Consider the following 22,974-nt stretch of genomic DNA (forward strand, 5'->3'; position numbering starts at 1 on the left):
GACTGAGAACAAATCCTGAGCCTTGGCCCTGTTAGGGCCGGGGCCTGAATGCTCCCTGAAAGGATGTGAGAAGATGGAAAAACAGACCAAGGCCCAAAAGTCCGAGTACAAGGTCGCGAGCGCGTTTGTCTGGGATGGCAAGATCCAGAAACCCGGAATGAAAGTGTCGCTGACGAAAACAGAAGCCCATGGGCTGATCAAGCGCGGCAAGATTGAAGAGGGCACCGGGCGTCAGGCGCCTGCCAAGAAGGCTGCCAACAGCAAACCTGCCGCGCCCCAGCAAGATCCCGGTAAAGGCAGCTGATGGTTTCGCCCGCCTGGGATGATCTGGACGCCTTCCTGCAGGTTGACGATTTCGCCATCGAGGCGACCGTCACGCCGCGGGGAGGCGTTCCGCGTCAGATCAAGGGGGTATTCGACGAGCCGTATTTCAATACCCAACTTGGCGAGTATGAGGCGGACGCAACGCAGCCCCGTTTCACCTGCAAGGCCGTTGATGTTGCCGATTTGCAGGATAAGGCCGAGGTCGAAATAAACGGTCAGCCTTATTTCCTGCTGACCAATCCGCAGGAAGATGGAACCGGAATGGCGGTCCTCCAATTGGCGCGGGGTTGAGGCGGTGCTGTCTTTCGACTTCGACGCAGGCGAGTTGGCGAGGATCGCGGAAGAGTTCGGCGCCAGCGAAAAGGATCTGCAATTTGCCTATTCCCGGGCGCTGCGTCGCACGGCTCAAACAATGAAAAGCCGCGCGCGCAAGGGGCTGCGCACAGAGTTGGAATTGCGCACGGCAGCCGAGATGCGCAAACGCCTGCAAGGGTTCCGGTTCTCGCGGGGCAAAGGCATGGGTGAGGTCCGCATGTGGTTTGGCCTCAACAACATGCGCGTTTCGGCTTTCAAGGGGCGCGCACTTCGCACCGGCAGCGGTGCCAGCTATGCAGGCCAGCAGTTTGCAGGCGCATTTATTGCCAAAAACTCAAAGGGCCGGCCAACCGTGATGCGCCGCGCCACTCAGCGGGCCTATCCGATCAAAGAGGAACGCATGCCGATTGAGGATAAGGCCCAGATCTTTATCGAGGATCAGGTTTTCGACGAGATCGAAGAGGTGTTTTTCAAGAATTTCCGGGCCGAGATCCGCGCCCGTACAATCTACAATGTGGGCAACAGGTAAGACATGACTGACGGTATCGATCTGGACAATCTTCATGAGGCCATCAAGGCGGAGATATCTGCAAAGTTTCCCGCCGTCGGGACCGTCGAAGACTATGGCGTCCCGCGCAAAGATCTCGCTTTACCCGCCATCCTGGTTGAGCTGGTTGATATGGAGGCTGATCCGGATAGCGACCCTGGCACAGAGCAATTGCCGGTCATCTCCAAGTGGGCCGCGCGTGTGGTTCTGAGCTTTCGCGATGACAACGTAAAACGTGAAATCCGCAAACTTGCAGGTGCGCTTGGGGTTCTGGTGCATCAAAACCGCTGGGCGCTGAAGGCAGGCCCAGCCCAGGTGACTTACATCGGGCCGGATGCCTTCGACCCAGACTTCGACAATGTCGAGGTCTGGGCCGTCGAATGGGATCAACAGATCGATCTGGGGCAAAGTGTATGGATAGGCGAGGGGGTCACACCGGATCGCGTGATGATCGGCTACGCGCCGAAAATTGGGCCGGGTCAGGAAGGTGATTACAGCGAACTTGGGGGCAATTCATGAGTTATTCAGCTGCGCGAAACGAGCAGGTTCGGGAAGGCATAGTCCGGTTTGGCGTTGTTACTGCGGTGGACACGGGGCGGGCCCGGGCAAAAGTGTCCTTTGGCGGTGAAAGCGAGAGTGACTGGCTGGCGTGGATGGCAGAGCGGGCCGCGGAAATCTCAGTCTGGGCGCCGGTCAGCATTGGCGAACAAGTCGTCATCCTGTCCGAATCCGGGGATACGGCGCAGGGCGTCATTCTTGGATCTGTGTTCAGCAGCAATAACCCGGGTCCCGGAACCAATGAAGCCACGCACCGAGTGAAGATCGCAGGCTCATCGATCACCATCACCGCCGATGCCATCACCCTGGCGTGCAACGGGTCGACGGTGGTGATTGATGCGGACGGCGTTTCCATCAACGGCGTTCGGATCGATCTGAACTGATGCCGGGCGTGACCAGAAAAGGTGACAGCTGCACCGGCCATGGCCCCTTTCCGCCGCGGGCCAGCACCGTGGGCAGCGGGTCGGTCTTCATCAATGGTATCTCCGGGCACAGGCAGGGCGACGCCTGGGCGGTGCATTGTGATCCACAGCCCGTGTGCCACGGCGGCAGCCTAGGAGCAGGGTCCAGCACGGTATATGCAAATGGCAAACAGCTGGGCCGGATTGGTGATCCTGTCGATTGTGGGTCAGCTGTCGCGAGCGGTTCCGGGGATGTATTCGCCGGGGGCTAGGGAAAAACGCCAGAGGACCGGGTGTCACGGTCTGCGCCATCATGGCGACATGAACGGCATCAACGCATCCACGGGAAAACCGCTTTCGGGTCTGGCTCATCTGCGCCAGTCCGTGCGCGATATCCTGACCACCCCCATCGGCACCCGCGTGATGCGGCGAGACTATGGCAGTCGGCTGTACCGTCTGGTGGACGCGCCGATGAATGATGCGACCCGCCTTGAGATGATGGCGGCGACCTATGAGGCGCTTGAAACATGGGAGCCGCGGTTGCAGCTGGATCAGGTTGCAGTTGATATGCCTGAGCCGGGCGGGGTCATTGTGTCCATCCAGGGTCAATATTTGCCGACTGGTGAGCCGGTAACACTCGATGGCATTGAGGTGCGCTGATGGCTGGTGGGTTCTCTGCCATCGATATGTCGCTGTTGCCAGCGCCGGATCTGGTTCAGTCTGTCGATTATGAGGCAGCATTATCAGCGATGCTGGGTGAGTTGCGCGCGCGGGCCCCGGCCTTTGATGCGCTGGTTGAAAGTGACCCGGCATTCAAACTGGTTGAGCTTGCCGCGTTTTTCCAAACTCTGACGTTGCAGCAGATCAACGATGCAGGTCGGGCGGTCATGCCCGCGACAGCAACTGGTGCGGATCTGGACAATATCGCGGCCCGTTATGGGGTTGCACGACAGGTGATTGATCCGGGTAATCCAGAGGCATTGCCGCCAGTCCCGGCAGTTCTCGAAAGTGATGATGATTTCCGGCGCCGAATGCTGGTCGCTTTTGAGGGGCTTACGACCGCAGGCTCTGCAGGGTCCTATATCTTCCACGCTCTGAGCGCTCACCCAGATATTGCCGATGCAAGCGTCGAAAGTCCGGCGCCGGGTGAGGTGCTTGTCACGATCCTGACGCGCGTCGCCGATGGTTCTGCAAGCCCGGAACTGCAGGCATCCACCCTCGAGGTGTTGAGCGCCGACGACGTGCGACCGCTTGCCGATATGGTGACTGTCCAGAGCGCCGCCATTACCCCATATTCTATTGATGCCAGCCTCACTGTATTGCCAGGGCCAGATAGTGAGGTGGCACGCAGCGCGGCTCAAGAGGCGGCTATATCCTATGCCGCCGCGCAGCATCGACTGGGGCGGGATGTGACATTGTCGGGCATTTACGCCGCGCTGCACCAGCCGGGCGTTCAAAACGTGACGCTCACAAGCCCAGCTGCGGATATCGTGATTGGCAATGACGGCGCCGCCTTTTGCACCGGAATCAGCGTAACCGTTGGGGGGTCCGGTGTCTGACAGCTTGCTTCCTCACAATGCAACGGTCGAAGAGCGCGCGCTCGAGGCCGTGATCCGCGCAGGCCTTTTGCCGCCGGTGCCGTTGCGGGCAATCTGGGACCCGGTCACATGCCCTGTTGAATTGCTGCCCTGGCTTGCGTTTGCGTTTTCAGTCGACGAATGGGACCCATCTTGGAGTGAGGCCGCCAAGCGCGAAGTTGTTCGACAGTCCGTGCAGGTTCATCGCCGCAAGGGAACCGTTGGCGCAGTGAAGCGTGCTTTGCAGGCCATCGGCACGCCTGCAGAGATCATTGAATGGTTCGAAGATGGATCAGCGCCTTACACCTTCAAAGTGTGGTTGGACCTGCGGGCGATGCTGCGCAACGGTGCTGATCTACCCGCCGAACTGGTAAAACTGCGGCGCGCGATCGATGCGGCCAAACCTGTTCGCAGTCACTACACGGCGCATGCGAGAATGACAGGCCCAGCCCCAGTTTATTGTGGTGCCTTCGCTACCGCAAAAGGGGCCTGCTTCAATACCGCGCGCATACCAGATGCGCCGCCGGTCGCACTGCAAACCCATGGCGGGGCTGCCCCGGTCATCATCAAAGCCCGTCTTGGGAACAGCGTCAGCATACCTGATGCCCCGGATATTACGGCCTTTCGGCATTACGGCATTACTGCCAGTGGCCGAGGATACATCTATTCACCAATTTTGGAGGCGCCAGCATGAGCGAACCCTATGGTTTTCTGACGAATAAGGGCCGCCAGCTGGAAGCTGCCGCCCTGGCAAACGGAACCGCACTGAACGTTGCCGAGATCGCCTGGGGCACGGGTGCCCGTGCAATCACCGGTGGGGAAACCTCGCTTGAGAACGAGACTGGGCGTGCCCCGGTGATCGCTTCCGGTATCCATCCGGACAATAGCAGCGTCGCGTTTTTCCGCCATGATTTCGCGGCACAGGATGGCCCTTACATCATCAGCGAGGCGGGGCTGTTCGATGCCGCGGGCAATATGCTGGCAATCGTTACCTATCCGGTGCCGATGCCCAAGCCGCTGAATTTTGCGCTGACCTTTGACATTATGGTCGCCTTTTCGGATCTCGAGAACCTCAATATCAATGTTCTTACACCGGGTTCTCTGGTGCCAGAAGAGCGTCGCATTGACACCGGATCAGGTCTGGTCGGCGGTGGGGATCTTTCCGGCAATCTCAATCTGTCCCTTGATCCAGGCGCGTTCCAAACAATGAACGACGCCGAACACCTCGCCATGATTGCAGGAGCCTAACCCATGAGCATCATTCCAAACCGTTTTCTGGCGCACGTCACGCAAGCCGGTGTCACCATGCCGCCGGTTCCGGCGGATCACACCCGCCATATTGCCACCATTCAGACCAGCAATGACGCGGCATCCGGTGTCATTCTGACCTGTGAAATCGACGCAGGCGGCGAGACCTACAAAGTGACGCCCGCCCAGACCATCACCGAAGGCGACGCCCGCGCCAGTATCGTCGGCCCCGGCACGCTCTTGGCTGGTGACGTGCTGCGCTTTGTTGCCAGCGACGATGCCGCACTTGATATCTGGGTCAGCTATCACGACCGCCCGGTGCCCGCATGAGACGTGTTGTCGGACATGACGGGGCGCTGAGCAGCCCGCTGCTGTCGATTGGCAGCGCAGGTCAGGCCGGGGGCGGCTTTGGGTTCGCTGGCCTTGCCGGAGTGGGGTTCCTGAAACGAACCATTCGCCCGCGTGATATACCGGGTTCGCCAACTACGGGTTACATTCCGGGGATCTTTACTGTCCTCAACTCAGATGGCACGGGCAAGCTGATCACCAGTTCGGAGACCTCGGGTGGCAATATTGTCATCTACGATATTCAGAACTGGGACGATTTCAGCGATCCGGTCAATTCGGTCATCAGCTACGCGCCGATTTCGCTGGGGTCCACCCGTCGGATCTGTATGGCAGAGGACGGGCGGCATATTGCGCTCTACGGATCGTCAGCCTGTCGGATCTACAATCTGACAACGCCTTGGGATCTGACGACGGCGGTGCAGCTTTCTATCCCCAATGTCAGCTATTCCTGCGTAGCGCCTGATGGCAGTTTCATGCTGCGTATCCTGACGGCGGGGTCAAACCCCTATGTCACCACGCTGGAAAAGTGGGATGCCTCCACCCCGTGGGATTTCTCCGGTATCGACGTCGCGAACCCGGATCAGAGCCAGCATATCCCCGAGCTTTGGAACAACGGGGGATACGGCATTGAGATGCCGACGCAAGATCTGATCATTACCGGGAACCGGGCGGGCACATCCACAGGCTACGGAGGCCAGACGCTGAGTTTCACAGCGCCCGGCGACATCAGCTCGCTTCAATACCACGGGCAAATGATGCTGGCGGATCTGAGCGGTCAAACCGCTTTTGCGCCGGGTCGGGTTCTGAACGCCTACCCTGGACGTGAATACTTTTATGAACTGATGTGAGGTCAAAGCAGATGACACAGCCCCTTTATTCCTTGAATGGCGCGCGCCCGGCCTTGCCCCCGGCAAAGCTGCGCCTGCCCAGTGGCCGCTGGCGGACAGCCCCCTATGCCGAGGCGGATCTGACGGCTGCGGGATATGCGCTGGCCCCGGCCAGGCCCGCCTATGATCCGGCCACTGAGCGGCTGGACTGGCAGAATGGCAACTGGACGGTCGAACCGCTGCCGCCCCGCGATCCGGTCTACCGCCCCCTGACCAAGCTGGAAGCCATGACCCTGTTTCGGCACGTCACCGGCATGGATGACGCGGGCGAACTGGCCCTGCGCGAGGCTGAAAACGTCAAGTTGCTATGGATGAAATGGGAAACGGATGTTCCTCAGAGCATCCACCGCGACAACCCGGTTGTCGGCTTCTTTCTGGATGAGCTGATCGCCAAGGGCCACGCCACCGCCGAACACAAAGCCGCCATGCTGGCCGCCTGGCCGGTCGAGGGCTGACGCTTATCGGGCGGGCGTGCGTTCGGAAAATGCGCCAGAGGGAATGAGGTTGCAAACCTCGCATGATCGCAGGGAACTGCAATCATCAGCGAGGCTCTAATGTCTGGTTTTCTTCACGGCGTCGAGGTGCTCGAGATCGACACAGGCCCGCGCCCGATCCGCACAATCTCGACCGGCGTTATCGGTATTGTGGGCACTGCGCCCGCTGCTGATGCAGACGCTTTCCCCTTAAATACACCCGTTTTGATCGCGGGTAGCCGTTCTGAGGCCGCAAAGCTGGATATGACGGCTGACGGCACCGGTGGCGGGACGCTGCCGGGCGCGCTCGATGGCATCTTCGACCAGATTGGCGCGGTTGTGATCGCCGTCCGCGTCGAGGAAGGTGCCGACGACACCGAAACACTCGCGAACATGATTGGCGGCGTGAACGCCACAACGGGACAATTTGAAGGTGTGCATGCGCTCTTGGGGGCTGAGAGTGTTGTCGGCCATGCCCCGCGTATCCTTTGCGCGCCCGGCTGGACGCATCAACGCCTTGAGGATAGCGGCAATCCGGGCACCTATCTTGCGAACCCGGTCGTTGCTGAACTGGAAGGGATCGCGGATCGCATCGGCGCAGTGATCATCGCGGATGGTCCCAATACAACCGACGCCGCAGCGCAGGCCTACGCTGGCGACTGGGGCACTTCCGGCCGCATCTATGTGGTTGACCCATGGGTCAAGGTGCTCGGCAGCGATGGCGCTCCGGTAGATCAACCGGCATCGGCCCGTGTGGCTGGTGTGATCGCACGCACTGACAATGACCGGGGGTTTTGGGTTTCGCCATCCAACCAAGGCATTTTTGGCATTATTGGCACATCGCGGCCGGTTGATTTCAAACTCGGGGATAAGGCCAGCCGGGCCAACCTTCTGAACGAAAACGACGTCGCTACCATCATCCGCCAAGATGGCTATCGCCTTTGGGGCAACCGGGTTCCGACAGCTGATCCAAAGTGGCAGTTCCTGTGTGTGCGCCGCACCGCTGACGTCCTCAACGAGAGCATTCAGCGGGCGCATATGTGGGCCGTCGACCGCGCGATCACCAAAACCTACATGGATGACGTCGTCGAGGGGGTGAACGGATTTATCGCCACACTGGTTGCCCAAGACGCATTGCTGGGCGGCAGCTGCTGGGCCGACCCCGATTTGAACACTGCCGCCAGCATCCAAAATGGGCAGGTGTGGTTTAATTTCGACTTCACGCCGCCTTATCCTGCCGAGCGGGTGACGTTCCGCTCTGACCTCACCAATGAATACATCGCGGAGGCACTGGGCTGATGGCTATTCGGAACATCCTGAAAAACTTCAATCTATTTGCCGACGGGCGCGGCTTTGCGGGTGAGATCGGGGATTACACCCCGGCCAGCCCGTCAATCGCCGCCGAAGAATACCGCGCCGGTGGCATGGATGGCCCAATCGATATCGATATGGGCATTGAGAAGATGACCGCCAGCTTTGTCTTGCGCAACTACAGCGCGGACGTGCTGTCCCTCTGGGGCATCGCGCCGGGGGTGTTGATCCCTGTCACCGCCCGCGGTGCGCTGGAAAGCGAGGACGGGACTGTTACGCCGGTCATTCACAACATGCGCGGCAAGATCATTCAGCCAGACCGGGGCACCTGGTCACCCGGTCAGACTGCCAGCCTCACCGTCAACATGACGCTTGAGGCGTTCAAGGAAACCATCGGTGGTCAGCTGATCACTGAAATCGACATCATCAACATGGTGCGCAGGACCGGCGGCGTGGATCGCCTCGCCCAGATCCGCGCAGCACTGGGCATCTAAGGAGCTCTCATGGACGAATTGCCTGACTACCTAACCCTGAACTCGAACGGGGAAGAGGATTCCATTTCCGTTTCCCTGCTTAAGGGTGTGACCGTCGACGGTGAAAAGCGCACAGCCTTGACGCTGCGCGAGCCGAGCGTGGGCGATCATATCGCCGCGCGCCAAACGGGGAAAAATGACAACGCCCTGGCCGAGGTCATCTTGATTGCAAACCTTGCGGAGGTGCCTCCCGATGCAATCAAGGCGGCCAAGATGAAGGATTACGACCGGCTGCAAGAGGCGCTGGGTTTTTTGAATGGCTGACGCCTGAATCCTGCCGGGCAGGGGTGTTGATCCTTGCCCGACATACCGGGTGGTCGCGCACCGAGATCACCGCAATGAGCGTCAGCCAGTTCAAATGGTGGCTGGGGGGTATCAATGGCAAAACAACGCCTTAGCGCCAGCATCACAATCGGCGGCGTTCTCGAGAAATCCTTCAAAAAGAACATTGGCCTGATCCGGTCAGGCTTCGAGAACATTGGCGATAGCATCAAGTCGGTGAAGACCCGACAGAAAGAGCTGTCGCGACAGCGCGTGGATCTGGTCAAACAGGGCCGGTCGGTGGAAGCGCTCGACCGTGAATATGAAGACCTAGAGCGCACCTTGGAGGCTTTGGCCCGAAAGCAGCGACGCTGGGAACGCGCTATGCGCGACAGCCGTCGGGTTGGTGAGAGTTTCGACCGCATGACCAGCAATTTCGGGCGGATGGGTCGCCGCGTTGGTGCTGGTGTCGCAGCCGTCGGCGCTGGTGTTTTTGCGCTGGCAAGCTCGACTGCATCTTATGGCGACCAGGTCGCCAAAACTGCGGGCAAGCTGGGCATCGGCATCGAGGCACTGCAGGAATACAGATACGCTGCTGAGCGTTCCGGGGTTTCAACCGACACATTCGATAGCTCTTTGACGGCGATGCAAAAACGGCTTGGCGAGGCCGCAAAGGGTTCCGGCGCTGCCAAGAAGGCGCTGGACCAAATGGGCCTGTCTGCAAAAGACCTGGTTGCGATGGGTCCCGAGCGTGCCATGGAGCAGATCGCGGATAGACTGCAGACCATCGAGAACCCGGCAGAGCGCGCGGCCATCGCGTCGGCGCTGTTCAGCCGCGCAGGGATCGGCATGATCAACATGCTGGGCGGTGGGTCTGAGGCTCTGCGACAGCTCCGCGAAGACGCGCGCAAGACGGGATATGTGCTGAGCGAAAAAGCCGCCCGCGACGCAGAGGCCTTTGCCGATGCTCAGCTTGATGCACAATTGACGGTCAAGGGCCTGAAAAACACCATCGGCGCGGAGCTGATGCCGGTTGTCACGCGTTCCATGAAGACCTTCAGCGCCTGGGCGATATCGAACCGTGAGGATGTCGCCGATTTTGCAGACACTGCGGCGCGCAAGCTAGAGGCTGCGTTGCCAGTGATCGGGCAGGTGGTTGAGGGCATGGGTAAGGTATCCACCACCATCGGCGGGGTGATTTCCAAGGTAGCCACGATGGTCGGCGGCTGGGAAAACTTCGGCATGATCATCGGCGGCCTCTTTGCTGCGCGGACAATTGGCAGCGTCCTCAGTTTTGGCTTTGCGGTTGCACGGCTGGGCGTGTCTGTCGCCGCGCTCGTACCGCTTGCCACCGGCGCGGGCGCGGCGATGGGCGTGCTGTCAGGTGGTCTGGCGCTGGTAAAAACCGGCATCATCACTGTCGGCCGTGCGCTGATGATGAACCCTATCGGGCTTGCTGTCGGAGCCATAGCGGGATCCGCATATCTGATCTACAAGCACTGGGACAAGGTTGGCCCATGGTTCGGGAAGCTCTGGGGGAACGTCAAACAGACCTTTTCCGGCGTTGGCGGGTTCATCACTGGGGGGTGGCGCGGAGATTGGGATGCTGCAGCGGACGGCCTGTCGACCGCTTGGGAGGGTGCCAAGGGCTACCTGACCACGGTGCTTGATGGCATCGGTTCAGTATTTAAGGCCGCCTGGGTCAACGTCATCAAGCCGGTAACGGATAAGCTGGGGGTCACGGACGCCATCACGACGGCATGGGAGGGCGCCGAGGCGACCTTCGGCACCGTGGTGAGCGGCATCGGGTCTATTCTGCAGAAAGGCTACAACGGCACAATCAAGCCAGTGATCGACGCGCTGGGATCCACTGGGGGCATCTCTGCGGCGTGGGATGAGGTCAGAACCGCAGTGGGCGCGGTGATCGAGTGGCTGGCAGAGAAATTTGATTGGCTCATGGGAAAGTTGCAGCCGGTTCTGGATGGCCTGTCCTGGCTGCGCGATAAGGGCGCTGGGGCTGTTGCCGGTATTCAGGATATCGGATCGGGAATCCGAAGCTTGTGGACTGGTGAGGATCCGGGGCAAGAGCGCGCGGCTGGTGGTGATCCGTCTGGACCAACCCAGCCCCCAGCGGCCCAAAATCCGCGCTCAGGCAAAGCTGTCCCGAAAAAGGTCTCTGGATCTTATCTAGGGGGCAGCATCGGCCGTGGGTTCCGCGAGGTAGGAGAGCAGGGCCCCGAAACGATTTGGACCTCAAAAGGGGGCTATGTCGCGCATGCCAATGCAACCGAACGGCTTGCCCGCTTGTCTGAGCGCGCCGGACCGCTGCTGGATGCGATTGGGGGCGGGTTACGATCCGCAATGTCCAAAGCGGAGAACGTTTCGGCGCCTATGATACAGCAGGTTCAGCTGGCAGCAGACCGCATAGCCCCGGCAGTACAACCCGCGCCAGCCCCTGCCGCAGCTGCACCGGTAACAATCTACGCCCAGATCAACGCGCAACATATGACGGCGAACGAGATCGCCGAAGAATTGGAACGCAGGGGAAGAGCGGCCCAAGCTGGCGCGCTTTACGACCAGGCGCATGATTATGGCCAATACGGGGGCGCATGATGGCAGGAACAATGCTGCAGCTCGGCACCTATCAATTCAGCATCAACAATGCTGCATATCAGAGCTTGCAACGCTCCACCGAATACCGCTGGGCCGCACAGGAGCGGGTAGGCGCTTCGGACGCCCTGCAGTTCACCGGGTTCGGGTCCGACACGATCACTCTGCAGGGAGTGATCTATCCGCATTTTCGGGGTGGACTGGGGCAGGTCGACAAGATGCGCCGCACCGCCTCGCTTGGCTTTCCGCTGCCGTTTGTCGCTGGCACCGGTCGGGTGCTCGGCATTTGGGTGGTTGAATCCGTCAGCGAGGGTCAACGCATATTTGCGGCCCAAGGCGCCCCGCTTCGGCAGGAATTCACGATCAGCATTAGGAGATATGATGGCGGACTCCGCAGTCTTCTACCGTTCTAAAGAGGGTGAAACCGCAGACGAAATCGTCTGGCGGCATTATGGCAACCGCATAGCCGGGGCGCTTGAGATCGTGCTTGAGGCCAACCCAGGCCTTGCGGCACTGGGGCCGGTGCTGCCACTGGGTACTCGGATCAGGCTGCCGGAAATTGACACCCCCAAGGAAGCGGAGGCGATCCGTCTATGGGATTGATGGATTTCAGGCCGTTTTTTCGGGTCGAGGTGGACGGAAAAGACATCAGCAGCACCCTGGCCCCCAGGCTGATCAGCCTTTCGCTGACCGACGCAGCTGGTGTCCAGTCTGACAATGTGCAGATTATCCTGAGTGACACCACCCTATTCGGGCGGCTGGCTGAGCCAAAGGCCGGGGCCGAGATCCGGGTCTGGCTAGGCTATCCCTTTCAGCTGAAATACATGGGTCTGTTTATCGCGGACAACGTAATTGTCGGAGGGCCGCCAGATCAGATGACGATCACCGGTATTGCGTCGGTGAATGGCGAAACCTCAAGCGGCAAGACCGCGCTGACCGACCAGAAGAAACGCAGCTGGCCCAGCGGCACCACGATCAGCGCACTGGTGCAGAAGATCGCGGGAGAGCACGGCCTCGAGCATGCGGTTTCTGAGAGCCTGGCAAAGGTGGTTCTGTCTCATATCGACCAGATTGACGAGAGCGATATCAATCTCCTGTCTCGGATCGCGCGGGACCATGATGCAATCGCAAAGCCGGGGAATGGCCGACTGATCATGGCAAAGCGTGGTGAAAGCCTGACGGCATCCGGCGCACCTATGCCGGTGCTCAGCATCACGCCGAAGAAGATCAGTCGCTGGCAGTACCAAAATTCAACCCGAGAGAAAGCGGGCTCTGTCGTTGCGGTCTATCAGGATCATGGCAAAGGCAAACCGGTCGAATGCACCGCGGGTGAAGGCGAGCCAAAGCAACGCCTCAAGCGCCGGTTCCCGAACAAGGATGCAGCAGAGCAGGCCGCGGCGTCGGAGTTGCAGCGGCTCAAAAGGGCAGGGCGTGGCCTATCTGTCACCATGCCGGGCGATCCTGACGCGATGGCCGAGGCGAAGCTGTCGGCAGCTGGGTTCCGGTCATACGTCGACGGGGAATGGCTGATCAGCCGTGCTGTGCATCAACTCGATAGCGGTGGATATCGCACAAATATCGAAGCCGAACCGCTCAAATAGAATGGTGCGGCAGCCACTTCATCGGAGTTTCCGTTACTAGTAACAGAAACAGCCCACTTTTGTGGTTGTGCAAGCTATTGATTTTATTGGTCGGAGCGAGAGGATTCGAACCTCCGGCCCCTGCCTCCCGAAGACAGTGCTCTACCAGGCTGAGCTACGCTCCGACCGTGGCGCGGAATTACACGGCAGCGGCTGGATATGCAAGCCCTATTCCGCCGGTTTCTCCGGGCTTTGCCGTTTCAGCATGAGCGACACATTGGTGCCGCCAGCCGTGTACCCACGGGTCCGGGTGCGCAGAACCGGGGTGTTGTCCGAACGCCCGCCAAACGCTTCGCGCAACACGATGAAAATACCGCTGGCAATAATTATCGCGGCACCGACCAGTGTCATCAGGTCGACCTTTTCATTGAACAGAACCACGCTGAATATCGTTGCCCAGATGATCTGTGAATATTGCATGGGGGCGACAATCGCCGCCTCGCCAATGGTATAGGCGCTGACCGTCAGCAGGGTCGCGCAAAACCCGAACAGAGCGACGACCGCGATCCCGCTGAAGGTCACGCCATCCATGGGGACGTAGACCAGCGGCAGAGCCAGGCCCATAACCGCAAAGGTCATCAGCATCGGGTAGATCATCAATACCACCCGGCGTTCGTCGGCGCTGATTTTACGCAGTACAACCGATTGGAAGGCCGCACAGAGTGCGGCGAAGAGCGCCGCCGCATGACCGAGGCCAAAGCTGGTCGCACCGGGGCGCAAAACCACCATAACGCCGATGAACCCGACCACAACGGCCGCCAGCCGTGGCAAGCCGACACGTTCGCCCAGAATCGGGATCGACAGCAGTGTAATCAGAAGCGGCGTGGCAAATAGCAGGGCATAGGTCTCGGCGAGCGGCAGCTCTGAAAACGCATAAAAGGCGCTGGCCGGAATCACCGCCATCGTCGCCGACCGTGCCGTCATCCACCAGGGGTGTACCGGTCGCAGGTGGCCTTGGGTTGCATCCTTGACCAGCATCAGTACCAGCAGCGGAAATGACAGAAGACTGCTGAAGAACACCAGCTGAATCGGCGACACATCTGCGCCAAGCACCTTTACCACCACGTCGTGGGTTGAAAATATCGCATAGGCCAAAAGAGCAAGCAGGGCGGCTTTTATGTTCATGGGACAATCCGACTAAGCGCAACAGGGCGGGCGAGCTATTGCACTATAGCGCTAACATTATCAGGAAAATACTAAAACCCGTTCGCGCGCATGGAGCCGCACGCTCTTGGTTCGCCGGCCTCCTGCACCGCGGATATGAAGGTCCGACGAGGGCTGGCTACGGTGCTGCGAGGGCCCGATATGGCCCTCGCGCTGATCAATGGACCGAAACCTTACAGGCTCGCGTCGAGGGCGCCGATGATCGCATCGCCCATGTCCGAGGTGCTGATCGGCGATACGCCTTCTTCGCCCAGCAGGTCGGCGGTGCGGTGGCCATCAGCGAGAACTTTTTCGACCGCCGCTTCAAGACGATCAGCCTCGGCGCCCTGATCAAAGCTGTAGCGCAGCGCCATGGCAAAGCTGAGGATACAGGCGATCGGGTTGGCCTTGCCCTGGCCCGCGATATCCGGGGCGGAGCCATGAACCGGCTCGTAAAGCGCTTTCGGACGGCCATTGGCCATCGGTGCGCCAAGGGACGCAGAGGGCAACATGCCCAGGCTGCCGGTCAGCATAGCAGCACAGTCGGACAGGATGTCACCGAACAGGTTATCGGTCAGGATCACGTCAAACTGCTTGGGTGCGCGCACCAGCTGCATGGCGCCATTATCGGCATACATGTGGGACAGCTCGACCTCGGGATAGTCCGCAGCAACGCGGGTCACCACCTCGCGCCACAGGATGCCGGATTCCATCACGTTGGCTTTTTCCATCGAGCAGAGTTTCTTGTTCCGGCGCATCGCCAGTTCGAACGCAGAGCGGGCGGCGCGCTCGATCTCCGACTCCGTATAGCGCTGGGTATTGATGCCGACGCGCTCGTTGCCCTCTTCGAAGATGCCGCGCGGCTCGCCGAAATAGACGCCGGAGGTCAGTTCGCGCACGATCATGATATCGAGACCCGCGACGATATCCTTCTTCAGCGAGGAGAAATCCGCCAGCGCGTCAAAGCACTGCGCCGGGCGCAGGTTGGAGTAGAGATCCATCTCCTTGCGCAGGCGCAGCAGCCCACGCTCCGGCTTCACAGAGAAGTCGAGATCGTCGTATTTCGGGCCACCCACGGCACCCAGCAGGACAGCGTCGACCTCTTGCGCCTTTGCCATGGTCTCATCCGCCAGCGGTTTGCCGTGCACGTCATAGGCGGCACCACCGACCAGATCCTCGCTCACATCGAACTGTAGATCGCGCTTTTCGCCATACCAGGTAATGACCTTGCGGACCTCGGCCATGACTTCGGGGCCGATCCCGTCGCCGGGCAGAATCAGAATCGATGGGTTGGACATAGGGATACTCCTTGAAAGCTTGCAGCCGGGGGTAACGGCACATCGCCCGTGGGTCAATGTTCCGGGCGCATATAGCGCGCCATCGCTTTGTTTTTATGGCTGAGAGGGCGGTTCCTGCGCCATCTTGTTGCCGTGACCTTAGTTCTGGATTTGCAAATCTGTCCAGACCAGAGCGTGACGGCTGGCAGGGCGCTCAGAACCGCTATACCGATCCGCGATGTCTTCGGTCCATATCAGTCCCGAGGCGACGACCTGCGCAGACTGTGACGGGAGGATGTAGTCTACGCGCATACGGCCGGATCTGCCCCAGTTTACGGTTTCCGCGCCTCCGGTCTGATCCACCGGGCGCGGGTCCTGTAGCCTTGGGTCGCGGAGCAGATCTGCAATGGCCTGCCGATAGCCTGCCCCCCGGTCGGGATCAAGGTTCGCACCGCCAGCGATAACCCAGGGTTCGGCGGGAACGGGGCCAAGCCGGCCATCCAGCAACACCTGCCAGAGCCGGATCTCATCCCGGTTGCGCAACGCGTTACGACCCTCAGGGCCGTCAAACAGCGGCGGTGTCGCCTGAAAGGTCAGGACAGACAGTTCAGAACCATCGGGCAACAGGATCGGGACGATCCAATGGCCGGTGCTTGGCAGGCGCTGGATCGCTAGCGCCTGTGGGCTGGGAAACGGACGACCATCGGGGTGGGCAGGAAGGATGGCTCCGGGAAGATCCCGCCACAGCAGATCGGAGAGATCGCGCGCCTTGGCATGCAGGATCGGAAACCGCGACAGCAACGCAAGCCCGCCCTGTCCGGTAAACCGGCCATAGCCCTGCGCATCCCGGGCGGTCGAAGGCTCCCCGTCTCCGTCCATGTCCAGCCCGGTGTGCAACCCGCTATTGGGACGTGGGGCATAGATGTGATCATAGCGGGGCAGGCGTTTGTCCAGCTGATCGCGCAGCTCGGCGATGGCGTGACCATCGTGATCCCAATCAATGCCCTGCAACAGCAGGATATCAGCCTCTGCCGCACTTAGGCTGTCCAGAATGGCGGTGATTTGTGGATCTTCGCCGCGGCGCAGATCGCGCAGCAATAAACCCGGCCCCTTGCGCGACAGCTCGGTGTTGAAACTGGCGATACGGATCAGTGGCTTGACCTGGGGCTGGGCATGACAAATCAGCGGAAAGAGGGCGGCCAGCAGCAGGGTGGCCAGCGCTCTCATGCGGTCTGCAACGCCTCGGAACTGGCGTAAGCAGCGCGGCGCTTCTGTGCGATCAGGTCGGAGACACGCAGCATGGCAAGACCGCGCATCACCATGGAGGCAGGCACAAACGCCCAGGCGGCGATGACCCAGACCAGCGTCTGCGGGGCGGACAAAAGACCGGGATCGACCAGGCCCGAGGCCAGTTTGACAACGGCCGGAAGCGCAAAGGGAAAAAGCACCCCGCCAACAATATTGATGCGCGCATCCCGTTGCAGTCGTTCGACCACATCGCCGCCGGTTGTCGGGTCGAAGAGCGGCAGATTTGTCCAGACGTTGAAGGGCCCATTACCGAGCGGCCAGTCATAAAGCCGGATCGCCAAAGCAAAACCAGTGATCGCAAGCAGTGCAACGATATAGGTCAGCGCTGCCGCTGCCATCACCCGGGTCACCAGTTCAGGCTCCACATGCGCTGGCATCATCAACCCGATAAGCTGGACGGGGGAAAAGGCAAAATCCAGCGTAGTTCCTAACCAGGAGGCCAGCCCATGCACCAGCGACGTCAGGGCTGTTGCCTCGATCGGGTGGCGCGCCAGCAGACTGACCAGAATGACAATCAGCGCCAAGGCGATAAACCGCATTCGGTTCAGCGGCGGGGCTTCGCGAAACTCGACGAAACTGGGGTAGCTTGAGAAATATTCGGCAAAAGTCAGCGCCGCTGCGAGGATCGCAAGAAGGGCAATCACCTCCGGTGATCTGGTTGCCGTATCCGGCAACAACAGCGATGGCATTGCGATCAACAATGCAACAAAGATGCCGCGGATGGCCGCGCCTGTAATCCGTGCAATCACGCTTCGATCCCTTCAAACTGGACTGGCCGGTGCATTGCCGTGCCGTTGTTCCAACTTGATGCTCGGAGTCATTTCTTGATGAAATGTTGTTGCCGAGCGCTGCCTCATTTCTGCCTTATTTCTGCCTGTCAGCGGGAATTTGCTCAAGTTTGATGACGTGATTTGGGATCCTTCCGTGTACTTTGGGTTGCAGACTGGTGCCGGTTTGCATCAGTTGCATATCTTGAGTTGCAATGAAAACAATGGCTTATCGACTTCTTCACAAGATATTGTGGAATGTCAGCCGTAAAGGGCTAGTAGAATCGTTTCACGGGACGAGGGGACGCAGCTCAGCCCAGTCAGCGCACTGACAACCGCCGCACCATCTGACCGGGGGAGCCATGACCAGCGAGATTGCCGCACGTTACACCAGATTCGCGCAGGTGGAGGCTGCAGGTCAGTCGCTGATTTACGAACGGCTTGCATTGCAGGTGGCCCGCTCGCCGCGCTGTCTGGCGTTCCTGTCAGCGCTCCCTGCGGATCGCCAGCAACCGAATCTGCTGTTCGCGGCACTGCGTTCGGTTACAGGCGATATCCCATGCGATGACCGGCTGGATAGGGCAATCCACAAGCAGGGGGATGATATCGCAGCCGTGATGCTGTGCCGGACAACCCAGACGAACGAGCCGGGACGCTGTGCGGTCCTGTTGCCCGTATTGGCCCAGATCATGGGACCGATTGCCCTGATTGAGGTCGGAGCATCCGCAGGGCTTTGTCTGTTGCCGGACTACTATGGCTATGATTGGGAAGGTTATCAGCTGCCGCCGTCGCAGCAAGTCGGGGTTCGTGCCCCTGTGATGATCTGCAATGCGTCACCCGGTACACCTTTGCCGCGGGCGCATCCCGAAATCATCTGGCGCGCGGGGCTGGATCTGAACCCGCTTGATGTCAATTGCGAGGCGGATGTCCGCTGGCTCGAACACCTGATATGGCCCGAACATCAGTCGTGCCTCGACAGGCTGCGCGCCGCTATCGCCGTTGCCAGGAAGGCTCCTCCGTCGATTGTCGCCGGGGATCTGACCCAGGATCTGCCTGCTCTAATTGCCAAGGCACCTTCCGAGGCGACGGTTGTCGTCTTTCATACAGCGGTGGTGACTTATGTTGCCGATCAGGGCCAGCGCGACGCCTTCGCGGAAATGATGTTGAACAGCGGGGCGATCTGGATCAGCAACGAGGGTACGCGGGTCTTCCCGCAGTTTGCGGACCGTGCGGGACCGGTGCGGGACAATATGTTTCTGCTGACGCAGAATGGCCATCCGCTGGCCTGGACCGGCCCGCATGGCCAGGCGATCGAGTGGCTGCCAGAAAATCGTTGAAACCTCGAGTTTGCCGATTTTCGCCCGCGATCCGCCTCATGGAAAAAGCCGCCCATGCGGGGCGGCTTTTCTGTGCATAGTTGGTTTGAACCGTCGGGTCAGACCCAGGGGCGCTCCTGCGCGGCCTTGTCTTCAAAGCTGGCGATGGACGCGGATTTTTCCAAGGTCAGGCCGATATCATCCAGCCCGTTCAGCAGACAGTGCTTGCGGTGACCGTCGACTTCAAATGCGACGACTTCGCCGTCGGAGGTGGTGACTTCCTGTGCTTCCAGATCCACGGTCATACGGGCATTCTCACCCTTCTCCGCGTCCTTCATCAGCAGATCAACCTGCTCCTGCGGCAATACGATGGGCAGGATCCCGTTTTTGAAGCAGTTGTTGTAGAAGATGTCCGCAAAGGAGGTCGAGATCACGCATTTGATACCGAAATCCTTGATCGCCCAGGGCGCATGTTCGCGCGAGGAGCCACATCCAAAGTTGTCGCCTGCAACCAGAATCTCGGCGTTGCGATACTGCGGCTTGTTCAGCACGAAATCCGCAATCTCAGACCCGTCGCGGTTGTAGCGCATCTCATCGAACAGATTCTTGCCGAACCCGGTGCGCTGAATGGACTTCAGAAACACCTTCGGGATGATCATGTCGGTGTCGATATTGACGAGCGGCATCGGTGCGGCGACGCCGGTGAGTTTTTGAAACTTATCCATTGGGCGTATTCCTTACATCAGCTCGCGAATATCGGTCAGCTTGCCGGTCAGCGCGGCAGCGGCAGCCATGGCAGGCGACACCAGATGGGTGCGGCCCTTGTAGCCCTGACGCCCCTCGAAATTGCGGTTCGAAGTGGCGGCGCAACGCTCGCCCTCGGACAGCTGATCGGGGTTCATAGCCAGACACATGGAACAACCCGCAAGGCGCCATTCAAACCCGGCCTCGGCAAAGATCTCGGCCAGGCCTTCCTCCTCGGCCTGAGCGCGCACCAGACCGGAACCCGGTACGATCATCGCCCGCATGCCTTCCTTGATCTTCTTGCCCTTCACCACCTCGGCAACAGCGCGCAGATCTTCGATGCGGCCATTGGTGCAGGAGCCGATGAACACGGTGTCGATTTCGATGTCAGTGAGCTTCTGGCCGGGGGTCAGCCCCATGTATTCGATCGAGCGGCGCGCGGCTTCAACCTTGCCGCCCTCGAAATCCTCGGGGTTCGGCACCACGCCGGTGATCGGCAGCACGTCCTCAGGGCTGGTGCCCCAGGTCACAACCGGCTCGATATCTTCGCCCTTCAGGGTGACGACCTTGTCGAAATGAGCGCCCTCGTCGGTGTAAAGCGTCTTCCACCAGTTCAGCGCCGCTTCCCACTGGGCGCCTTTCGGGGCGTGCGGGCGACCTTTGACATAGTCAAAGGTGGTCTCGTCCGGTGCGATGAGGCCTGCGCGAGCGCCGCCTTCGATTGCCATGTTGCAGACGGTCATGCGGCCTTCCATCGACAGGTCGCGGATCGCTTCACCGCAGTATTCGATGACATAGCCGGTGCCGCCGGCGGTGCCGGTCTCGCCGATCACCGCCAGGGTGATGTCCTTGGCAGTCACACCCGGCTTCAGCTTGCCGGTGATCTCCACCTTCATGTTCTTGGACTTTTTCTGGATCAGCGTCTGGGTGGCCAGCACATGCTCCACCTCGGAAGTGCCGATGCCATGCGCCAACGCGCCGAAGGCACCGTGGGTGGCGGTGTGGCTGTCGCCGCAGACCACGGTCATGCCGGGCAGGGTCCAACCCTGTTCCGGGCCAACGATATGCACGATGCCCTGGCGAATGTCATCCACCGGGTAGTAATGCACGCCGAATTCGCGGGCGTTCTTGTCGAGCGCCTCGACCTGAATACGGCTTTCCTCGTTTTCGATGCCTTTGGCACGGTCCAGTGTGGTCGGCACGTTATGGTCCGGCACCGCGATGGTCTTCTCGGGCGCGTGCACTTTGCGGCCCGCCATGCGCAGGCCTTCGAACGCCTGCGGGCTGGTCACTTCGTGAACCAGGTGGCGGTCGATATAGAGCAGGCAGGTGCCATCCTCTGCTTCATGCGCGACATGCGCATCCCAGATTTTATCGTAGAGCGTCTTGGGGGACATGAGTCCTCTCCCGTAGTTTTTGGAATGTAGCTGGCAAAAGGGCTTGGCGGCAGCCTTATAGCCGCGCCAGGACCGTGCGGGCGGCGCCAAAGAACCGTTCGCGCAGGCGCGCGCGGTCTTGCAGTTCGATATGATGGGCCAAAACGAGCGTCATGAGCGCTGGGATACCGCGCTACGCCACGGCAATCAAGATTCGTTCTGAGCGGCCAGCCCGTCATGACCGTGCCATTCGCCCGGCGCGCGTCGTGCCAATGGCGGTCAATGAAGCTCCTGTCGCCGGGTGGGCGGACCTACCGCGTTGCAAAAACAACCAAATCTTTGACAGGCCTGGCCGCGACCCCTTGCTTTTGGCAGGTCTCTATCGGCATCCTGAAAAGCAGGAGGCGCGTCATGGAAGAACTGGAACTGCCAGCAACGGTGGTCACGCTTTGGGATCAGATCCTGCATGTCGTGGAGTTGGGGCTGACGCCCGGCTGGCGGCAGTATCAGATCGCCATCATCATATGTCTCTTCATCGTCGCCTATGTTCTGAGGCTCGTGACGCAGCCGGGCTGGGACCGCTGGGCCAGATCCAGAAGCGGCTGGCCCAAGTGGCGCTTGCGGGTTCTGGTGCAGGTACTGCGGCGCATCACCCTGATTTACTTCGTTATTCTTTGCTGGGGCACCTATGTCGTCATGCAGCAGATGACCTGGCCTTCGCGAAGTTACCTGATCGGTGTTGCGGCAACGCTGGGGGTGGCCTGGCTGATGATCGGGTTTCTGGCCCGATTCGTGCATAACCGGACATTGCGCCGTCTGGTGACATGGTCGCTGTGGATCTACGCCACGCTGGTCGCGCTCAACCTTGTCGATGACGTGGCGCAGTTCCTCGATGGGGTCGCGCTGGATATCGGGTCCATGCACCTGTCGTTGCTTGCGGTCCTGAAAGCCTGTGTTCTGGGGGCGGTGCTGCTGACGATGGCGCGGCTCGGGACGCAGGCCGCAGCCGGTGGCTTGCGCCGGAACGAGGATATCTCGCCGTCGATGCAGGTCCTGATGGGCAAGGCTGTGCAGGTTGTGCTCTATGGTTTGGCTTTGCTGTTCAGCATTCGCGCCATCGGATTCGATCTTACCGGGCTTGCAGTCCTGTCTGGCGCGATCGGTGTCGGTATCGGGTTCGGCCTGCAAAAAGTGGTGTCGAACCTGGTCTCGGGAATCATTATCCTGATGGACCGGTCGATCAAACCGGGTGATGTGATTTCGCTGGGCGAGACCTTTGGCTGGATCAATGCGCTTGGCGCCCGTTACGTATCCGTGGTGACCCGCGACGGGCGTGAATATCTGATCCCGAACGAGGATTTTATCACCAGCCAGGTGGTCAACTGGTCCCATTCGGACCGATTCGTAAGGCTCGATCTGAATTTTGGCACCGGTTACAATGATGACCCGCATGAGGTGCGCCGCGTCGCCATCGAGGCCACAAAAACGGTGGGTCGGGTGCTCAGCGGTGGCAAGCGTGCCCCCGTCTGCCACATCGTCGGCTTTGGCGACAGCAGCGTGGATTACGTCCTGCGTTTCTGGATCAGCGATCCGACCGGCGGTCTGACGAATATTCGCGGCAATGTCTATCTGGCGCTCTGGGACGCCTTTAAAGGCGCCGGAATCTCCATACCTTTCCCACAACGGGAAGTGCGCGTCCTGAACGACGCACTGCCGGTCGCAATGCAGGATACGGAGGCACGGCGGGGCGGCGGCACAGTGGATGGTTCGGGGGCAGGCCCAGAAGCCGCCGCGCGGCCAATTCAGGACTGACATCACCCGGCCGCACGACCATGCGTTTCGCGCTGCTTTCACGCCTGCACAAGACGCATAGCCGCCGACCATCAAGCTTCATTGAAAAACCGCTTGTAGCTTGCTACATTAACTCAACCCCAGCGCCGGGGGACCGGCGGCGCGCTACAAGGAGGACAATGTCCTGTCACCCGAACCTCAGGCGGCCCCAGATGCTGG

The 22,974-nt window shown here is 60.2% G+C and carries 29 protein-coding genes and 1 tRNA gene; 22 read left to right on the forward strand and 8 right to left on the reverse strand.

From position 1 onward, the window contains the following. The first annotated feature begins 73 nt into the window (after positions 1 to 73). The 20 genes from VWY60_RS16260 (at position 74) to VWY60_RS16355 (ending at position 12,994) form a co-directional block, all read left to right on the forward strand. Positions 74 to 304, forward strand: a complete 231-nt coding sequence (locus VWY60_RS16260; protein WP_416541156.1) for a hypothetical protein — start codon at positions 74 to 76, stop codon at positions 302 to 304. After that, the gene (locus tag VWY60_RS16265) at positions 304 to 615 is read left to right on the forward strand and encodes a head-tail joining protein (protein WP_303570110.1); all 312 of its coding nucleotides are present in this window, start codon (positions 304 to 306) and stop codon (positions 613 to 615) included. The genes VWY60_RS16260 and VWY60_RS16265 overlap by 1 nt, the downstream gene beginning before the upstream one ends. Then, entirely contained in the window at positions 575 to 1,168 is a 594-nt protein-coding gene (locus tag VWY60_RS16270; protein WP_416541157.1) for a phage tail protein, read from the forward strand. The genes VWY60_RS16265 and VWY60_RS16270 overlap by 41 nt, the downstream gene beginning before the upstream one ends. A 3-nt stretch (positions 1,169 to 1,171) precedes the next feature. Further along, positions 1,172 to 1,705 (forward strand): hypothetical protein, encoded by a 534-nt coding sequence (locus tag VWY60_RS16275; RefSeq protein WP_416541158.1) that lies wholly within the window; start codon positions 1,172 to 1,174, stop codon positions 1,703 to 1,705. Beyond that, complete coding sequence (locus VWY60_RS16280; RefSeq protein WP_061047705.1) at positions 1,702 to 2,127, forward strand: phage baseplate assembly protein V; 426 nt, start codon at positions 1,702 to 1,704, stop codon at positions 2,125 to 2,127. The genes VWY60_RS16275 and VWY60_RS16280 overlap by 4 nt, the downstream gene beginning before the upstream one ends. Continuing rightward, positions 2,127 to 2,417 (forward strand): PAAR domain-containing protein, encoded by a 291-nt coding sequence (locus VWY60_RS16285; RefSeq protein WP_416541159.1) that lies wholly within the window; start codon positions 2,127 to 2,129, stop codon positions 2,415 to 2,417. Before VWY60_RS16280 ends, VWY60_RS16285 begins: the two co-directional genes overlap by 1 nt. Further along, on the forward strand, positions 2,329 to 2,805 hold the full coding sequence (locus tag VWY60_RS16290; protein WP_416541160.1) for a GPW/gp25 family protein: 477 nt from the start codon (positions 2,329 to 2,331) through the stop codon (positions 2,803 to 2,805). Before VWY60_RS16285 ends, VWY60_RS16290 begins: the two co-directional genes overlap by 89 nt. Then, positions 2,805 to 3,704: a baseplate assembly protein gene (locus tag VWY60_RS16295; RefSeq protein WP_096868916.1), complete on the forward strand. Its 900-nt coding sequence runs from the start codon at positions 2,805 to 2,807 to the stop codon at positions 3,702 to 3,704. The genes VWY60_RS16290 and VWY60_RS16295 overlap by 1 nt, the downstream gene beginning before the upstream one ends. Continuing rightward, complete coding sequence (locus VWY60_RS16300; protein WP_416541161.1) at positions 3,697 to 4,416, forward strand: phage tail protein I; 720 nt, start codon at positions 3,697 to 3,699, stop codon at positions 4,414 to 4,416. Before VWY60_RS16295 ends, VWY60_RS16300 begins: the two co-directional genes overlap by 8 nt. Further along, positions 4,413 to 4,970, forward strand: coding sequence for a phage tail protein (locus VWY60_RS16305; RefSeq protein ID WP_416541162.1), 558 nt, complete (start codon positions 4,413 to 4,415; stop codon positions 4,968 to 4,970). Before VWY60_RS16300 ends, VWY60_RS16305 begins: the two co-directional genes overlap by 4 nt. A 3-nt stretch (positions 4,971 to 4,973) precedes the next feature. Next, positions 4,974 to 5,300 carry a hypothetical protein gene (locus tag VWY60_RS16310; RefSeq protein WP_416541163.1) on the forward strand — a complete coding sequence of 109 codons (327 nt, stop codon included), beginning with the start codon at positions 4,974 to 4,976 and terminating at the stop codon, positions 5,298 to 5,300. Then, complete coding sequence (locus VWY60_RS16315) at positions 5,297 to 6,166, forward strand: hypothetical protein (RefSeq protein ID WP_416541164.1); 870 nt, start codon at positions 5,297 to 5,299, stop codon at positions 6,164 to 6,166. Before VWY60_RS16310 ends, VWY60_RS16315 begins: the two co-directional genes overlap by 4 nt. A gap of 11 nt (positions 6,167 to 6,177) precedes the next feature. After that, complete coding sequence (locus VWY60_RS16320) at positions 6,178 to 6,660, forward strand: hypothetical protein (protein ID WP_416541165.1); 483 nt, start codon at positions 6,178 to 6,180, stop codon at positions 6,658 to 6,660. A 99-nt stretch (positions 6,661 to 6,759) separates the two neighbouring features. Further along, positions 6,760 to 7,977 carry a phage tail sheath C-terminal domain-containing protein gene (locus VWY60_RS16325; RefSeq protein WP_416541166.1) on the forward strand — a complete coding sequence of 406 codons (1,218 nt, stop codon included), beginning with the start codon at positions 6,760 to 6,762 and terminating at the stop codon, positions 7,975 to 7,977. Beyond that, positions 7,977 to 8,483, forward strand: a complete 507-nt coding sequence (locus tag VWY60_RS16330; protein ID WP_416541167.1) for a phage major tail tube protein — start codon at positions 7,977 to 7,979, stop codon at positions 8,481 to 8,483. The genes VWY60_RS16325 and VWY60_RS16330 overlap by 1 nt, the downstream gene beginning before the upstream one ends. Positions 8,484 to 8,492: 9 nt before the next feature. Beyond that, positions 8,493 to 8,786: a phage tail assembly protein gene (locus tag VWY60_RS16335; protein ID WP_052463898.1), complete on the forward strand. Its 294-nt coding sequence runs from the start codon at positions 8,493 to 8,495 to the stop codon at positions 8,784 to 8,786. 114 nt (positions 8,787 to 8,900) lie between these two features. Further along, positions 8,901 to 11,396, forward strand: coding sequence for a phage tail tape measure protein (locus tag VWY60_RS16340; protein WP_416541168.1), 2,496 nt, complete (start codon positions 8,901 to 8,903; stop codon positions 11,394 to 11,396). 11 nt (positions 11,397 to 11,407) lie between these two features. Next, positions 11,408 to 11,806: a phage tail protein gene (locus VWY60_RS16345; RefSeq protein ID WP_416541169.1), complete on the forward strand. Its 399-nt coding sequence runs from the start codon at positions 11,408 to 11,410 to the stop codon at positions 11,804 to 11,806. After that, positions 11,775 to 11,996 carry a tail protein X gene (locus VWY60_RS16350; RefSeq protein WP_027247856.1) on the forward strand — a complete coding sequence of 74 codons (222 nt, stop codon included), beginning with the start codon at positions 11,775 to 11,777 and terminating at the stop codon, positions 11,994 to 11,996. The genes VWY60_RS16345 and VWY60_RS16350 overlap by 32 nt, the downstream gene beginning before the upstream one ends. Continuing rightward, a complete protein-coding gene (locus tag VWY60_RS16355) occupies positions 11,987 to 12,994 on the forward strand; it encodes a phage late control D family protein (RefSeq protein WP_416541170.1) in 1,008 nt (335 codons plus the stop codon). The genes VWY60_RS16350 and VWY60_RS16355 overlap by 10 nt, the downstream gene beginning before the upstream one ends. An 87-nt stretch (positions 12,995 to 13,081) precedes the next feature. Here the strand turns inward: VWY60_RS16355 and VWY60_RS16360 are convergent. From VWY60_RS16360 to VWY60_RS16380, 5 genes are all read right to left on the reverse strand, one after another. After that, a tRNA-Pro gene (locus tag VWY60_RS16360) sits at positions 13,082 to 13,158 on the reverse strand. A 43-nt stretch (positions 13,159 to 13,201) separates the two neighbouring features. Next, positions 13,202 to 14,158, reverse strand: coding sequence for a DMT family transporter (locus tag VWY60_RS16365; RefSeq protein ID WP_340546742.1), 957 nt, complete (start codon positions 14,156 to 14,158; stop codon positions 13,202 to 13,204). Positions 14,159 to 14,370: 212 nt separating this feature from the next. Continuing rightward, the gene (gene leuB, locus VWY60_RS16370) at positions 14,371 to 15,474 is read right to left on the reverse strand and encodes a 3-isopropylmalate dehydrogenase (protein ID WP_340546743.1); all 1,104 of its coding nucleotides are present in this window, start codon (positions 15,472 to 15,474) and stop codon (positions 14,371 to 14,373) included. 138 nt (positions 15,475 to 15,612) lie between these two features. Continuing rightward, positions 15,613 to 16,680 carry an endonuclease/exonuclease/phosphatase family protein gene (locus tag VWY60_RS16375; RefSeq protein WP_416541171.1) on the reverse strand — a complete coding sequence of 356 codons (1,068 nt, stop codon included), beginning with the start codon at positions 16,678 to 16,680 and terminating at the stop codon, positions 15,613 to 15,615. Then, the gene (locus VWY60_RS16380) at positions 16,677 to 17,510 is read right to left on the reverse strand and encodes a hypothetical protein (protein WP_416541172.1); all 834 of its coding nucleotides are present in this window, start codon (positions 17,508 to 17,510) and stop codon (positions 16,677 to 16,679) included. Before VWY60_RS16380 ends, VWY60_RS16375 begins: the two co-directional genes overlap by 4 nt. 380 nt (positions 17,511 to 17,890) lie before the next feature. Between VWY60_RS16380 and VWY60_RS16385 the strand changes: the two genes are divergently transcribed. Then, positions 17,891 to 18,865: a DUF2332 domain-containing protein gene (locus VWY60_RS16385; RefSeq protein ID WP_416541173.1), complete on the forward strand. Its 975-nt coding sequence runs from the start codon at positions 17,891 to 17,893 to the stop codon at positions 18,863 to 18,865. A gap of 98 nt (positions 18,866 to 18,963) precedes the next feature. On the opposite strand, the gene leuD is transcribed toward VWY60_RS16385, so the two are convergent. Genes leuD through VWY60_RS16400 form a run of 3 tightly spaced genes read right to left on the reverse strand, consistent with a single transcriptional unit; the run spans position 18,964 to position 21,139 of the window. Further along, positions 18,964 to 19,569: a 3-isopropylmalate dehydratase small subunit gene (gene leuD / locus VWY60_RS16390; RefSeq protein ID WP_416541174.1), complete on the reverse strand. Its 606-nt coding sequence runs from the start codon at positions 19,567 to 19,569 to the stop codon at positions 18,964 to 18,966. A gap of 12 nt (positions 19,570 to 19,581) precedes the next feature. After that, positions 19,582 to 20,985, reverse strand: a complete 1,404-nt coding sequence (gene leuC, locus VWY60_RS16395; RefSeq protein WP_416534593.1) for a 3-isopropylmalate dehydratase large subunit — start codon at positions 20,983 to 20,985, stop codon at positions 19,582 to 19,584. Positions 20,986 to 21,040: 55 nt separating this feature from the next. Continuing rightward, entirely contained in the window at positions 21,041 to 21,139 is a 99-nt protein-coding gene (locus VWY60_RS16400; protein ID WP_241770621.1) for an isopropylmalate isomerase, read from the reverse strand. 236 nt (positions 21,140 to 21,375) lie between these two features. Here VWY60_RS16400 and VWY60_RS16405 point away from each other — a divergent pair, with 236 nt between their 5' ends. Beyond that, positions 21,376 to 22,776 (forward strand): mechanosensitive ion channel family protein, encoded by a 1,401-nt coding sequence (locus VWY60_RS16405; RefSeq protein WP_340546749.1) that lies wholly within the window; start codon positions 21,376 to 21,378, stop codon positions 22,774 to 22,776. Positions 22,777 to 22,974 lie beyond the last annotated feature (198 nt).

This window comes from Phaeobacter sp. JH20_26 (genome assembly GCF_048056275.1).
Taxonomy (GTDB): domain Bacteria; phylum Pseudomonadota; class Alphaproteobacteria; order Rhodobacterales; family Rhodobacteraceae; genus Phaeobacter; species Phaeobacter bryozoorum.

Excerpts from the sequence above, each read along its gene's own strand:
- VWY60_RS16260 (WP_416541156.1), top strand. The coding sequence starts at position 74 with ATGGAAAAACAGACCAAGGCCCAAAAGTCCGAGTACAAGGTCGCGAGC.
- VWY60_RS16265 (WP_303570110.1), top strand. The coding sequence starts at position 304 with ATGGTTTCGCCCGCCTGGGATGATCTGGACGCCTTCCTGCAGGTTGAC.
- VWY60_RS16270 (WP_416541157.1), top strand. The coding sequence starts at position 575 with ATGGAACCGGAATGGCGGTCCTCCAATTGGCGCGGGGTTGAGGCGGTG.
- VWY60_RS16275 (WP_416541158.1), top strand. The coding sequence starts at position 1,172 with ATGACTGACGGTATCGATCTGGACAATCTTCATGAGGCCATCAAGGCG.
- VWY60_RS16280 (WP_061047705.1), top strand. The coding sequence starts at position 1,702 with ATGAGTTATTCAGCTGCGCGAAACGAGCAGGTTCGGGAAGGCATAGTC.
- VWY60_RS16285 (WP_416541159.1), top strand. The coding sequence starts at position 2,127 with ATGCCGGGCGTGACCAGAAAAGGTGACAGCTGCACCGGCCATGGCCCC.
- VWY60_RS16290 (WP_416541160.1), top strand. The coding sequence starts at position 2,329 with ATGGCAAACAGCTGGGCCGGATTGGTGATCCTGTCGATTGTGGGTCAG.
- VWY60_RS16295 (WP_096868916.1), top strand. The coding sequence starts at position 2,805 with ATGGCTGGTGGGTTCTCTGCCATCGATATGTCGCTGTTGCCAGCGCCG.
- VWY60_RS16305 (WP_416541162.1), top strand. The coding sequence starts at position 4,413 with ATGAGCGAACCCTATGGTTTTCTGACGAATAAGGGCCGCCAGCTGGAA.
- VWY60_RS16310 (WP_416541163.1), top strand. The coding sequence starts at position 4,974 with ATGAGCATCATTCCAAACCGTTTTCTGGCGCACGTCACGCAAGCCGGT.
- VWY60_RS16315 (WP_416541164.1), top strand. The coding sequence starts at position 5,297 with ATGAGACGTGTTGTCGGACATGACGGGGCGCTGAGCAGCCCGCTGCTG.
- VWY60_RS16320 (WP_416541165.1), top strand. The coding sequence starts at position 6,178 with ATGACACAGCCCCTTTATTCCTTGAATGGCGCGCGCCCGGCCTTGCCC.
- VWY60_RS16325 (WP_416541166.1), top strand. The coding sequence starts at position 6,760 with ATGTCTGGTTTTCTTCACGGCGTCGAGGTGCTCGAGATCGACACAGGC.
- VWY60_RS16330 (WP_416541167.1), top strand. The coding sequence starts at position 7,977 with ATGGCTATTCGGAACATCCTGAAAAACTTCAATCTATTTGCCGACGGG.
- VWY60_RS16335 (WP_052463898.1), top strand. The coding sequence starts at position 8,493 with ATGGACGAATTGCCTGACTACCTAACCCTGAACTCGAACGGGGAAGAG.
- VWY60_RS16340 (WP_416541168.1), top strand. The coding sequence starts at position 8,901 with ATGGCAAAACAACGCCTTAGCGCCAGCATCACAATCGGCGGCGTTCTC.
- VWY60_RS16345 (WP_416541169.1), top strand. The coding sequence starts at position 11,408 with ATGCTGCAGCTCGGCACCTATCAATTCAGCATCAACAATGCTGCATAT.
- VWY60_RS16350 (WP_027247856.1), top strand. The coding sequence starts at position 11,775 with ATGGCGGACTCCGCAGTCTTCTACCGTTCTAAAGAGGGTGAAACCGCA.
- VWY60_RS16355 (WP_416541170.1), top strand. The coding sequence starts at position 11,987 with ATGGGATTGATGGATTTCAGGCCGTTTTTTCGGGTCGAGGTGGACGGA.
- VWY60_RS16365 (WP_340546742.1), bottom strand. The coding sequence starts at position 14,158 with ATGAACATAAAAGCCGCCCTGCTTGCTCTTTTGGCCTATGCGATATTT.
- leuB (WP_340546743.1), bottom strand. The coding sequence starts at position 15,474 with ATGTCCAACCCATCGATTCTGATTCTGCCCGGCGACGGGATCGGCCCC.
- VWY60_RS16375 (WP_416541171.1), bottom strand. The coding sequence starts at position 16,680 with ATGAGAGCGCTGGCCACCCTGCTGCTGGCCGCCCTCTTTCCGCTGATT.
- VWY60_RS16385 (WP_416541173.1), top strand. The coding sequence starts at position 17,891 with ATGACCAGCGAGATTGCCGCACGTTACACCAGATTCGCGCAGGTGGAG.
- leuD (WP_416541174.1), bottom strand. The coding sequence starts at position 19,569 with ATGGATAAGTTTCAAAAACTCACCGGCGTCGCCGCACCGATGCCGCTC.
- leuC (WP_416534593.1), bottom strand. The coding sequence starts at position 20,985 with ATGTCCCCCAAGACGCTCTACGATAAAATCTGGGATGCGCATGTCGCG.
- VWY60_RS16400 (WP_241770621.1), bottom strand. The coding sequence starts at position 21,139 with ATGACGCTCGTTTTGGCCCATCATATCGAACTGCAAGACCGCGCGCGC.
- VWY60_RS16405 (WP_340546749.1), top strand. The coding sequence starts at position 21,376 with ATGGAAGAACTGGAACTGCCAGCAACGGTGGTCACGCTTTGGGATCAG.